Below are 11755 nucleotides of genomic sequence, written 5' to 3'. Positions count from 1 at the left end.
AACTTACTCCCCCAAGCAGGATTATAATAGGCTCCGAGGTTTACAAATCATTTCCTCTTGGAAGAGGCCGAATCGAAAGACCGCTGGCTAGCTATTTGAAAGAAGACATCAGAAATCTTGAAGGGTCCGTTGTCTTTCAGCCCCTTGATCACTTGTTCCATGGACATCCGTTTTCTTCTGAAGGCTGGAAAGGCGTTTCTTCATAGCCTTCTCCTTCTTCATGGAGCTGTAATAATATGCTTCGTCCCTCGTACCCCTTGCGATGAGTATCACCACTCTACCCGCCCTACTCCTTCCAGTCCTTCCTCTCCTCTGGATAGTCCTTATCTCTGAAGGGACGGGTTCGTAGAAGACCACAAGGTCGGTCGAAGCGACGTCCAGACCCTCCTCTCCTACTGAGGTTGCCACCACCACATTGAGCTCACCTGTCCTGAATCGCTCAAGGAGGGCGACCTGTTCCTTCTGCTTCAGTCCTTTGTCTCCAGAGTGCTCTGACTGGCCTATTAGCTTACCCACCCTAGCCCCCTCTATCATCTCTAACTTGCCTGTAACTAGATCACAGGTATCCCTGTAATGGGTGAATACAAGAACTCTGGAATCCGGCTTGGCCAGAACTTGATTTGAGACAATGCTCATGATTCTTGAGAGCTTAGGATGCTCTATTCTGGCATTGGAGGAGATCTTCCTTACCTTCTTGAACTCCTCTGACCGGGCTATCTCCCTTGAGGCCTTCGATCCTTCTTTGGAGCATGCTTCCTGATCCAGTCGCTCAAGGTAGGCGTTGAGTGCTGTCATCCCCTGGGTCTCAACCATCTCAATGGCATGTCCCACCTTGATGGCCATTGCGACGAGGCTTACGGCTCTGTAGAGATGCCTTCTTTTTTCCCCGGATCGAAGCCTTGCTTGGACGGAAGAGCTGATCTCCAGAAGATACTTCTTCGAGGGAGGTCTGCCCTTGCTCATCAGCCCCATGCCAACAAGCTCTTTGACATAGCCAGAATACATTGAGTCCAGCACCTCTCGGATGTCCATCATTAGTTTTGGCAGATCGACCTCGACCCAATTGATGTTCACGTCGTGGACGTAGCGAGCCACATCCGGATCACTCTCAGAACGGATCTCCAGCTTCTCGATTCCAAGATTCCTGCAAACTTGATCGATCTTCTCCTTACTTGATCCGGGTGATGCGGTCATGCCCAAGATCAAGCCCCCGTAGGGCTTGTACTCCTCCGCTACCTGGACGTAAGCGTACGAGCCCACTCCCCTGTGGGCCTCGTCAAAGATGATCAGATTCACTTCTCTCAGGCTCACCCGCTCATGGCGAAGATCATTTGCGACGACCTGGGGCGTGGAGACAATGACATCGTTCTCAATCCACAGTACCTCTCTCTCCTCGGGAGAGACCTCACCAGTGAGGGTAAGGATGTCCTTTCCCACAAGATTATTCTCGAGGAACGACGAGTGCTGCTCCACCAGGGGCTTGGTCGGTGCCAGAAATAGGACTTTCCCCCCCTTAATCCGCAGGACCTCGGCTATAACCATGAGAGCCACAACGGTCTTCCCCATGCCCGTGGGGAGTACTACAAGCGTGGAGTGTTTGAGGGCCGTTTTCGCCAGGTTCCTCTGGTAGTCCCTCTCCTCGATCGCTTCATCACGGATAAGGGGGTGCTCGACGAACACCTGTTCGGATTACTGGGAGCATAGATGAATGTTTCTCCCCCGTCACCGAAAATCCCTCCGGTATCGGGCATCGAACTTAGTTCGATCTGGAAAGACATTGTTCTAAATCTCTGAACACAAGATGTGAGATGCATTGCTGGAAGAATCAAAGTAATTAAATCAATCTGGGTTAGAGCAATAGAACTACAACTTCAGAATAAGTTGAAAAGGAAATGGTTACGCTCAATGGCAGCTGCCGCCGCAAGAGGAGCATCCCGAGACATTTGGATTCTGGATGATTAGACCACTACCGTTTGCCGTGTCGACCAGGTCGATAGATGCTCCATCCAGGGCCATGTGGGTCTCGTCATCGAAGTAGAATGAAAATCCGTCCATCTTCTCCTCGATGTCCCCCTCCTTCGCAGCGTCCTGGAAGGCCATCCCGAACTGGGGGCCGGAACAGCCCATACCGGCCAGATAAATGCGAATACCGTAACCCTTCTTATCATTCTTCTCAAGAAGTTCATTAATGAACTTCAGTGCCTCATCACTGATGGTCACCATAGCTATCTCACCAATGCCCATTCAACATTTCAGCATATTTATATTCTTCCCATCAACCAAATGTCTTCAATAAGATACGAAGGGTTTTTAGTTATGGCAGGCCTCTATTGCCTTGTGTCCAAGTGTTGTCTTTTCCGCAGGATGAGACAAGATGATATCCCCGAAATCCTTAGAATGAGCCGGGAGAACATGGCTCCAGTCATTTGGTCCGCCTGGGGAGTAAAATGGCAGGACGAGACTCTATTGGATATGCTCAAGGATCCTGAATCGAACACCGAGATCATGGAGGTGGACGGGATCACCTCTGGCTATTTCAACGTGGAGCCAAGGGGGTGTTCCCTGTTCATTAACTCTATCCAAGTTCCCAAGGGCCTGAAGCGGAAAGGGTACGGTATGCGGATGATGCAACGTATCGAGGCTCTGGCCATCCTCTTAGGTATGGACTCGGTTGAACTATGGGTGCAGACAACGAACGTTGGGGCATTTGATTTCTATAGAAAACTTGGGTACAATTTCATATGCCAGAGAGGTAACAATTACCTCATGAGAAAAACCCTTGGTTCATATTGGAGTGATATGCATGCCTGAGCATTTACTGGAGATGGCGAAAGCCCTGGTTCTTGTCAAGGACGGAAAAATCAAGGTTCTTTCAGACCCTAAGATTAGAAGCTGTCCCCTTCGAAAGGATCTTTACGGCTGCGACAAGGAGTCGAGAGAGACTGTGGAGAGAGTACTCAGAGAGCACATTCAGGAGCTTGGGATGTATGGTCCAGACAGGGTTTTGGAGCTTGATGAGACCCCGGTCAGTTTCGGCGCTTCCGAGATGATTATGGATGGAATGAGCGAATCCCTAGTGGATGCTGCCGTGGTGGTGTGTGAAGGTGCTGGAACAATTATAGTAACAAATGGTGAAGTGCTGCAGGCGGTGGGGGCCCACATGACCGGATTGATGATGACGGAGCCGGTTGTGGAGATACAGGAGGGCCTTGAGAACCGAGAATGCACCCTTCTGGGCAATGAATGCGAGATCGACCAGGTTAAAGGGTATGCTAAGGCCATTGAATTGGGGTTCGAGAAGATTGCGGTAACCATCACTGGATTGAGGGCTTTCGAGGCCAAGCAGCTTTGGGAGATGGGCAAGGCAACCGGAAAACCGCCGATAATCATGGCCGTTCACACGACCGGCATCGATTTCGACCAGGCAGAGACGCTGGCGAAGTACGCCGACATCGTTTGGGCCTGCGCCTCCAAGCAGGTAAGAGAGGTTGTGGCTCCCAAATCCAAGATCCAGATCGGGGTGGCAATTCCCGTGTATGCCGTCTCCGACATGGGCAAGAGGTTAGTCCTCAACAGGGCGATGAAATTCGAGGGAGGGTTGGTAATTCACAGGGCATCACTTCCTCACCTGCACCCAGATAGGCAACCTGATCCGTTGCTCTAGTTCAATGTCGGCATCAGGTGTAATCTGAAGGTGTGCCCCATTCCTCCCATGGATCATATCTTGGGTAAGAGGATTGGAAATGCACGACTATTTTAGCAACATCGAATTCGGGGTGTGCATCGAAGAAAACCCTGTCTCCATACCTTATCGCCTCCAAGGCAAGGGGGAGTTCCCTTCGGAATGTCCTATCCCTGAACGTTTTTGTTCCCAGGACAACGCCACCGCTTACATGCAGAGAAATTTCCAATCTTCTATTCCCTTGAAGGTGTCATTCTTCTAGCACCTCGTCCCTCATAAAACGAGTGTACATTCCAGATATTTGCTGGAGATCATGATCGGCCGCCACTGTCAGAAAGAGATCCCCTGAAAGATCTGAGTGCGTGAGGGTGTACTTCCTTGGCGTCTCCGGCCCTGTTGAATTGCAGGGAGCCAAGAATCTCACTTTTAGCTTGTCTGGATGCAATCTTCTCAGCTGATCACCTTCCCCATCTGATACCGGTTCGATATCAAAAGCAACTTTCGGCCGCCTCCTATGAGTTGATTGAAGTACGGTCCAAATCATGACCATGGAGTCAATGACGGTGATCGAGAATGGAACTGGAGGAGGAGCTCAGACCATTCATCAATGAATGGATACTCAAAGAGGGTCTGCACCCCATCAACGAGTACAGGATATGCTGGCGCATTCCAGATGTCGTCGGAATTAGGGAAGGAAGGATCGAGGTGGCAGTAGAGATGAAGCTTTCGGATTGGAAAGGGGCTCTGAGACAGGCAAGCAACTACACTATGTTCTCGGTCAAGAGTTATATTGCAATGCCGTCGGAGAAACAGGCACTGGTTCTTCGACATATTCGTGAGTTTCGGAGGAAGGGAATTGGTGCCTTGATGGTTAGAGGCGATGGCTCTGTTGTCGAGCTGATAGCCAGCGGACGACATCAAGCCCCCTTCTCATATGCCGCTCCCTGCACTAGATCCGATACGATGAACATTCATCCTTGAGTGCAGAATATTCTACTCCCTTTCTTCTTGAGACAATGAGATCAGGATCGGAATTGTAGGAGACCTACGAATTTCGGTTTCATTCGATTCATTGATGTCGGGGACACCTCTGGGACCAAACTGCAGGCTGTCTTCTACTTCCACACTCGACTTCGTTCTTTTAAGCCAGCATGATTCTTCAGAATGAATTAACAGCTTATCCTTTGACTGAAACTCTTATAACGATAGACAGAATTAACGCAAGTTCAAGCATGACTCAGGAAAAGGGCGGTGAACACTCCAGTACGGTCGAAGTCTCTCTGAAGAGAGATTTGGGCCTACTTGAGGTTCTCATGATCGGAGTGGGCCCCAACATTGGGTCTACGATTTTCATCTTGGTGGGGTTTGGTGTAAGCATTGCCGGCCCTGCCCTACTTCTAGCTCTCGCCCTCAACTTCATAGTGACGCTTTTCACCGCCTTTTCCTATGCCGAGCTCAGCAGCGCCTTCCCTGAAACAGGTGGAGGATATCTCTGGGTGAAGGAGGGATTGTTTCCTCCCTTTGGATTCTTAGGGGGTTGGATGTCATGGGTTGGTCACTGCATCGCCTGCGGCGTCTATGTACTAGGATTCGGAGCCGGAATGCTCTGGATATTCGACCGTTACAACATAGACCTTGGGATACCCTCTGAAATGGTGGTCAAGATATTCGCGGTGATTATCGCACTGGCGTTCAGCTACCTTAACTATAGAGGGGTGAAGGGAACCGGCAAGTCCGGAGTATACGTCTCCATACTTCTCGTGGTTATTGTCGTGACCTATATCGCTTTCGCGCTTGCAGCGATACTTGGAATGCCCAACCCTGAGAGCAGCTACGAGCCTTTCATGCCCTTTGGACTAGTGAGTATCGCCTCCTCCATGGGATTCACTTTCATGATATTCGAGGGATACGAGATCGTGGCCCAGACTGGTGAGGAGGCCAAGAACCCCGAGAGAACGATTCCTCGGGCCATGTTCATGTGTCTGATAATCTCAACCGTTCTGTTCATCACGATAACATTCGTTACAATCGGTGCCTCTGGCTGGGAGAACGTCGCATCCTGGGGAGAGGAGGCTCTGGCCCGTACATCCGAGAATGTCGTGCCTATTTTGGGCTCGGCGCTGATAGCGATCGGAACTGTAATAGGGTCGATAGCTGCGGTGAACTCCGTCATATTCTCCTCATCCCGTGTCTCATTCGCCATGGGCCGGGATGGCAACCTTCCCGCTATCTTCGGGAAATTGCATCCTAAGAACCAGACGCCTGCCACCGCTATCATACTGAGCGGCGTCATCATCATTGGAATATCAGTCTTCCTACCGATAGAGCAGGTTGCCAGTGCGGCAGATATCCTCATCCTTCTCCTGTTCATACTTGTCAATATATCATTACTCTCGCTGAGAAAGAAGAAGCCCGATGCCCCCAGGCATTTCCTGGTCCCGCTGTTCCCTTGGATACCGCTCATCGCAATCGCGGCAAAGATCGGAATCTCCATAGCGATCCTGGAGGTCGAGCCAATTGCATGGTATGTGGCCTTGGCGGTTATTTATGTGGGATTGCTCATACATTACTTCATCAAGGGTAAGGAGGAGATCGAGAAGATCGTAATCCCTGTCCGTGCCCCCATGACTGCGGAAACAAGGAAGCAATACAGGGTGTTACTCCCTATCGACGACCCCAAGAGCCTAGCCCTTGTAGATCTTGGATGCATGCTCGCAAAGGAAAGGGACGGAGAATTGCTCTTGACCACAGTATTGGAGGTGCCTAATAACGTCCCTCTGAGCAACGCGGATCCCAAACTACTCGATGACAAGAAGAAGATGCTTGAGAAGCTCAAGATCCACGCGGAGATCAAAGGGGTGACCACGAGGGCCATGGTTTCGGTTTCGCACGATGTTGTGGGAGCGATCGTTGACACCGCTTCGGAAGAGCATACCAATATGATCGTGATCGGGTGGAAAGGCTATACCCGCACCCAGAAGAGAATTCTCGGCCGTAAGATGGACGAAATACTTCATAAGACGCCCTGCGACGTCATCTTGCTTAGAGCGGAGGAGAAGTTCTCCCCCGAGAACATCCTGGTCCTTTCTGGAGCGACATGGCATGTTTCCAGTGCCACTGAGATAGCGTCGGAGATTGCACGGGCCGAAGGCTCTCGGATAACCATTCTGAATACTATAGTGGACGAGCGCTATCGGGATAAGGCAAGAAACTACTCCAAGCGGCTGAGAGAGATAGTAGAGGCGCACGGAGTCCCTGTGATTACCAAGGAGATCCGGCCAGAGACCATAGTCGGAGGAGTGGTGGGGGAGTCCATGGACTACGACCTTCTGGTAATCGGGTCAAGCGCCGCCAAGCGCTGGGAGAAGTTCGACTTTGGTCCCATACAGGACCGCATCGCGAAGGAAGCCAAGTGCCCTGTATTGGTCTATAAACGGGTAGCCGGGACCGATATGGAGCCAAAGCGACGTCGATGATACTTTTCCCCCTGGAGAAATAATCAGTTAAGATGATATTCCCTGCCTCACTTGTCGTTACGTGGACTTCATCGGGGTTGACTTGGCTTGGAAGACAAATCATTCTCTGGAGAATAGTACTGCCTTCTGCGTCATGGACTCCGCCGGAAAGGTGACGGATATTGACCTGGTGACCAACGATCACCAAATACTCTCAAGATTGGAGGGACGAAAATGTGCCTGGGTGGGTATCGATGCTCCTCTTATAGTCAACAATGAGGGCGGCCTACGAAAATGCGAAAGATCTCTTTTCGACCGAAGCATAAGGGTTCTTCCGGCCAGTAAAGGTTATCTCGCCAGGAAGTTCGGAGGATGCAGGGGAGTTGACCTAGCTGATATGATGAGCAAGATGGGATACTCCTTCCCCGGAGGCGATCGGGAGTGCAAGGTCATGATTGAGGTGTATCCATATGGTGCATTGCATGTGATCACCGGAGGTAGTGTTCCACGATACAAGAAGGGAAAGGCCGACGAAAGACGTAAAGCAGCCCTGAAGATAATGAGAATATTAAGAAAATGGCTTCCCGTTTCTATCCCTGAATCTCTCGATGAAGAGATCGAAGCAGCTACTCCGTCCGAACTGAAATCAGTGAGTGATAAGATCGATGCGGTAATCAGTGTACTCTGCGTGTATGGGCATTGGATTTATGCGGGAAAGATGACCGAGGTCTTGGGAGATGCGACAGATGGTTTCATTCTCCTCCCACGACAGGTGATCTGAAAATGGCAGGCAAGGATGATCAGGATATTCAGGAAATATTCAAAGGAACGGGCAGGCGACATGGCTACGATTTCGTCGAGGCCAACTTCTTCCCCTTCAAGGAGTTGAAGAGTACTTGGCATCGGAACCGTTGGAAAGTGGCATTCAGAATCTCAGACTACATGTCCGGCTGCGGAGAGGATGTACTCACCGATTACTCTGACGCCCTTTTCAGGCGAATGGTCAATGGTGAGAGAGTAGCTTACACCGACAGCGTCATGTGTTGGTTGAAGTCAGATGAATTCATCGAAATGAATCGACCATTGTACCTGGAAAGGAGCAGAAACCTCTCCTTGAGCCCGGAGGGACGATACCATGATCTGCAATCTGCGATGAATGGTCTCAGGGATAAGGGGTTGATTGAAGACATGGAAGATGTCCATCTAACCTGGACAAGGAGTGCCAACCGGAAAAGGGTGGGGTACTGCAGCGTTCTGATGAAGGTAATTGCAATTTCATCAGCGTTGGATTCTCTCGAGCTTCCATCCTTCGTTCCTGAATACGTTCTTTATCACGAGCTAGTTCATCTTGAGATGGGGCGTGAGACTCTCTCGCCTCGGCACGGACGGGAGTTCCGCAGGAAGGAGAGACTCTTCCCACTCTGGGAGGAAGCTGAGTCCTGGCTCAGGAGAGTGGCTTCTCAAAAAACCTGATTTATTCGATGAATTTGCGATAAGCATTTCAATCCACGGAGGCATACTCTGGTTGGTGCTATGAGATGGGGAAGCGGCAGTTCTTGAAGGACCTCCAAGAGGGGGACGAGGTCGATGATGTCTTCTCGATCAGGTACAAGAAGCCACCTCGTGAGTACTCAAAAGGATACATGTTCGAGGTTCGGTTGAGTGATCGTTCCGGCAACATGAACTTGAAGTTCTGGGGACCCAGCGACGAACGTCTGGTGGATAGGATCTATGAACCCATTTACGTCGGAGGGGTCGTAAGAGTCAAAGGCAGGGTGGGTAGCTACAAAGACTGTCTTGAGATATCCGTCGGTGAGGATGATGGGATAACGCTCGTCGAAAGATCCGAATACGACATCCGGGACTTTGTTCCGACTACGGAGAGGGACGTGGATCAGATGATGAGCCGCCTTAATTCCTTCATCAGGCAGGTCAAGGATCCGTTCCTCTCAAAGATACTAAGACACTTCTTCGCCAATGAGGAATTCGTGGTCAGATTCAGGGAGGCCCCAGCATCGATTCAGAAACACTCCAACTGCATCGGGGGGTTGCTGGAACACACTCTCTCTGTTGTTGAGATATGTGATATGGTTCATTCCCTCAAGCCCAAGATGAACAAAGACCTCCTCCTGACAGGGGCTATATTGCACGACATCGGCAAGATGGATGAGTACAGGATAACAACAAACATCGACATGAGCGAGGAGGGGATGCTTCTAGGCCACATCTTCATAGGTGCCGAGAAGCTCAAGCAGGTCGTTGATAGCATCGAGGACTTCCCTCCCACGCTGGGATTCAAGCTCGTCCACATAGTCCTCAGCAGCCATGGCAGGTTGGAGTTCGGCTCGCCTCGTCTACCACAGTTCGCCGAGGCGGCGCTAATACACTATGCCGATAAGATGGATGCCAAGGTGGAGCAGTACGTTAGAGTCAAGGAGGAAGCACGTACTGAAGATGACTGGGCTTACGATTCGGACCTGAAGCACATCTTCCTTCGCTAGTCCTCGATGATCTCGAAGGAATAGGAACACTTGGAAAGATGTGTTATCTGGTCAGGATGCCAGGGAAATCTCCTGCAGTGGTCTGCCCTCCCGGTATGCATGCTGCAAATGCCTTTTCCGCCTGCAAATCGAAGGTACTGGCACTGCCCATCCTCGGGAAGACCATTCATTAGGTAGAAATCTTTTGCCTCTTCGGAAATGGGGAACTTGGGTTTACAGCACTCTCCACACAGATTGCAGACCCCTTTCCTGAGATACTTGACCATCGTCGGCCCGATACTCATCAGATGCTTTCAATCTTTCCACGATCAGTTCGGACAAACTCGGTAAAAGGGAGTGTGCCCCGGCCGTAACAGATTGGTTCACGGACAGGCAAACGCCCACTCCCCACACTGACCCTGGCCGGGACTTTTGTGTTGTGCACCGGGGTTGTCCTCCAGTCATTACGCGATGTCGCATCGCAGTTCTTGCAGGGACCCATTGTAACGATGCACTGTCCACCCCCTTTGGTATGAACGAATCACTGGTCATCGTCACGTTGCTCGGGGGCGATCATATTAAGCAAGACCCTTTCATAACCTTTTCGATTGCCTACCGTCAATGATTTATCCCACTAGGAACGCTTTCAAACTGACATGTCCCTTGATCTTAGCAAAAAGAATCTCATTCTCACGGGGCCACCCAAAGTGGGGAAGACCACCGTAATAATGGCCGTTTCCAATGTACTGGGCGAAAGAGCCGACGGTTTTTACACCAAGGAGCTGAGGGAGCGAGGCAGGAGGAAGGGATTTCTTTTGCTCTCACTCCGGGGAGAGGAAGGTCTACTGGCCCATGTGGACCTGAAGCACGGACCTCGGGTAGGAAAATATACCGTCAACATCGATGATATGGAGTCCATTGGCGTAAATGCGCTCAGAAGGGCCAAGAAAGAGGGAGCGATCGTGATCATCGATGAGATAGGTAGAATGGAACTCTTCTCCGAAGCATTCAAGAGGGAGGTCATACGCGTCCTTGATTCACCATCTCGCGTGCTTGCCACCATACGGGAGGGCGAAGAACCATTCTGTGATTCGATCAAGGAGAGAGGAGACGTTGTGGTTGTTCGAGTTACAGAAGGGAACAGGAATGCCCTTCCCGAGATCATAATCAATGAACTCCTTGAAGCTTAGGTCTGCAAAGAGCATATTAATACTCACGGGGTCAATGATAAATCGTGGTCGTGCTGATAGGCAGCAGTGGATGGTCATACGACGACTGGGTGGGACGCTTCTATCCCATAGATATGGCCAAGAATAAGGGCGATTGGTTCGCCTACTATGCGCAGTACTTCAGGACGGTGGAGATAAACAGCACCTTTTACCGAGTGCCTAATGAGTTCACGGTCAGATCATGGATCAAGAAAGCCTCGAAGGTGGAGGGTTTCGAGTACTCTTTGAAGCTCCCCAAGCTCATCACCCATGAAAGTATGGTCAAGGGGAATCACGAGACCGCCGCCAACCAGGCCAAATCCTTTGAGCGGATCTGCATTGAACCGCTTGCCGAAAATGGAAACATGGGCTGTGCATTGATCCAGCTCTCTCCTTATTTCCGTAACGAGGAAGGATCCCTGAACACGCTCTCTGAATTACTCGAATCAGTCTCGTGTGATCGTTTTCCCTATGCAGTGGAATTCAGACATAGGAGCTGGTTAGATGAAGAGAAGAAAGAGATCGTGGAAGAGGCAAGAAATGCTCTTCAGGAGCATGGAGTGGCTAACGTGATGATAGATGGTCCTGGCTCACCTATAACAAGGGCCCAGACTGCGGATCACTCATACATACGGTTCCACGGTCGCAACTACGATATTTGGTACAAGGGTGAGGACGAGGATGACTATAGGATCAATAGGTATGATTATCTCTATTCGATCGACCATCTAAAGAGGTGGGTACCGATAATCAACGAAGTTGGAGAAAAAACTAAGAATGTTAGATTGTACTTCAATAACCACGGAAGGGCAAAGGCGGTTAAGAACGCTATCCAGATGATGGACATGTTGTCAATCCCCCATAAGGAGAAGGAAATCAGGTTGCAAGACCAGATGAAGCTGGGAAGCTACGAATAACGAACATATTGTC

Annotated in this window: 12 protein-coding genes and 1 pseudogene; 9 read left to right on the top strand and 4 right to left on the bottom strand. The window is 50.4% G+C overall.

Going from position 1 to position 11755, the window contains the following annotated elements:
• Nucleotides 1-108: 108 nt before the first annotated feature.
• Both GKC03_03250 and GKC03_03245 read right to left on the bottom strand, forming a co-directional pair.
• On the bottom strand, nucleotides 109-1680 hold the full coding sequence (locus GKC03_03250) for a DEAD/DEAH box helicase family protein (GenBank protein ID NYT11554.1): 1572 nt from the start codon (nucleotides 1678-1680) through the stop codon (nucleotides 109-111).
• Nucleotides 1681-1902: 222 nt separating this feature from the next.
• On the bottom strand, nucleotides 1903-2223 hold the full coding sequence (locus GKC03_03245) for an iron-sulfur cluster assembly accessory protein (GenBank protein NYT11553.1): 321 nt from the start codon (nucleotides 2221-2223) through the stop codon (nucleotides 1903-1905).
• A 189-nt stretch (nucleotides 2224-2412) separates the two neighbouring features.
• Here GKC03_03245 and GKC03_03240 point away from each other — a divergent pair, with 189 nt between their 5' ends.
• Both GKC03_03240 and GKC03_03235 read left to right on the top strand, forming a co-directional pair.
• Nucleotides 2413-2811 (top strand): GNAT family N-acetyltransferase, encoded by a 399-nt coding sequence (locus GKC03_03240; protein NYT11552.1) that lies wholly within the window; start codon nucleotides 2413-2415, stop codon nucleotides 2809-2811.
• A complete protein-coding gene (locus tag GKC03_03235) occupies nucleotides 2804-3664 on the top strand; it encodes a DUF2099 family protein (protein NYT11551.1) in 861 nt (286 codons plus the stop codon). Before GKC03_03240 ends, GKC03_03235 begins: the two co-directional genes overlap by 8 nt.
• A 13-nt stretch (nucleotides 3665-3677) precedes the next feature.
• Here GKC03_03235 and GKC03_03230 read toward each other — a convergent pair.
• Nucleotides 3678-4136, bottom strand: a pseudogene (locus tag GKC03_03230) (hypothetical protein).
• A 119-nt stretch (nucleotides 4137-4255) separates the two neighbouring features.
• Between GKC03_03230 and GKC03_03225 the strand changes: the two are divergent.
• From GKC03_03225 to GKC03_03205, 5 genes are all read left to right on the top strand, one after another.
• Nucleotides 4256-4663 (top strand): hypothetical protein, encoded by a 408-nt coding sequence (locus GKC03_03225; GenBank protein ID NYT11550.1) that lies wholly within the window; start codon nucleotides 4256-4258, stop codon nucleotides 4661-4663.
• A gap of 251 nt (nucleotides 4664-4914) precedes the next feature.
• Nucleotides 4915-7158 (top strand): amino acid permease, encoded by a 2244-nt coding sequence (locus tag GKC03_03220; protein NYT11549.1) that lies wholly within the window; start codon nucleotides 4915-4917, stop codon nucleotides 7156-7158.
• An 82-nt stretch (nucleotides 7159-7240) separates the two neighbouring features.
• On the top strand, nucleotides 7241-7918 hold the full coding sequence (locus GKC03_03215) for a DUF429 domain-containing protein (protein ID NYT11548.1): 678 nt from the start codon (nucleotides 7241-7243) through the stop codon (nucleotides 7916-7918).
• Nucleotides 7919-7920: 2 nt separating this feature from the next.
• Entirely contained in the window at nucleotides 7921-8610 is a 690-nt protein-coding gene (locus GKC03_03210; GenBank protein NYT11547.1) for a M48 family metallopeptidase, read from the top strand.
• A 65-nt stretch (nucleotides 8611-8675) separates the two neighbouring features.
• Nucleotides 8676-9638: an HD domain-containing protein gene (locus GKC03_03205; protein ID NYT11546.1), complete on the top strand. Its 963-nt coding sequence runs from the start codon at nucleotides 8676-8678 to the stop codon at nucleotides 9636-9638.
• Here GKC03_03205 and GKC03_03200 read toward each other — a convergent pair.
• On the bottom strand, nucleotides 9635-9922 hold the full coding sequence (locus GKC03_03200; GenBank protein NYT11545.1) for a hypothetical protein: 288 nt from the start codon (nucleotides 9920-9922) through the stop codon (nucleotides 9635-9637). The genes GKC03_03205 and GKC03_03200 overlap by 4 nt on opposite strands.
• Nucleotides 9923-10273: 351 nt before the next feature.
• Here GKC03_03200 and GKC03_03195 point away from each other — a divergent pair, with 351 nt between their 5' ends.
• Both GKC03_03195 and GKC03_03190 read left to right on the top strand, forming a co-directional pair.
• On the top strand, nucleotides 10274-10807 hold the full coding sequence (locus tag GKC03_03195; GenBank protein ID NYT11544.1) for an NTPase: 534 nt from the start codon (nucleotides 10274-10276) through the stop codon (nucleotides 10805-10807).
• Between the two features lie 44 nt (nucleotides 10808-10851).
• Nucleotides 10852-11742, top strand: a complete 891-nt coding sequence (locus GKC03_03190) for a DUF72 domain-containing protein (protein ID NYT11543.1) — start codon at nucleotides 10852-10854, stop codon at nucleotides 11740-11742.
• Nucleotides 11743-11755: the final 13 nt, after the last annotated feature.

The sequence above is a fragment of the Methanomassiliicoccales archaeon genome, assembly GCA_013415695.1.
GTDB lineage: Archaea > Thermoplasmatota > Thermoplasmata > Methanomassiliicoccales > JAAEEP01 > JAAEEP01.
The sequence above is the reverse complement of the archived record's forward strand: the minus strand, read 5'-3'. Positions and strand labels throughout refer to the sequence as shown.

What these genes read in the sequence shown, in the direction of transcription:
- GKC03_03225 (NYT11550.1), top strand. Translation starts at nt 4,256, where the DNA reads ATGGAACTGGAGGAGGAGCTCAGACCATTCATCAATGAATGGATACTC.
- GKC03_03220 (NYT11549.1), top strand. Translation starts at nt 4,915, where the DNA reads ATGACTCAGGAAAAGGGCGGTGAACACTCCAGTACGGTCGAAGTCTCT.
- GKC03_03210 (NYT11547.1), top strand. Translation starts at nt 7,921, where the DNA reads ATGGCAGGCAAGGATGATCAGGATATTCAGGAAATATTCAAAGGAACG.
- GKC03_03200 (NYT11545.1), bottom strand. Translation starts at nt 9,922, where the DNA reads ATGAGTATCGGGCCGACGATGGTCAAGTATCTCAGGAAAGGGGTCTGC.
- GKC03_03205 (NYT11546.1), top strand. Translation starts at nt 8,676, where the DNA reads ATGGGGAAGCGGCAGTTCTTGAAGGACCTCCAAGAGGGGGACGAGGTC.
- GKC03_03195 (NYT11544.1), top strand. Translation starts at nt 10,274, where the DNA reads ATGTCCCTTGATCTTAGCAAAAAGAATCTCATTCTCACGGGGCCACCC.
- GKC03_03235 (NYT11551.1), top strand. Translation starts at nt 2,804, where the DNA reads ATGCCTGAGCATTTACTGGAGATGGCGAAAGCCCTGGTTCTTGTCAAG.
- GKC03_03245 (NYT11553.1), bottom strand. Translation starts at nt 2,223, where the DNA reads ATGGTGACCATCAGTGATGAGGCACTGAAGTTCATTAATGAACTTCTT.
- GKC03_03240 (NYT11552.1), top strand. Translation starts at nt 2,413, where the DNA reads ATGGCTCCAGTCATTTGGTCCGCCTGGGGAGTAAAATGGCAGGACGAG.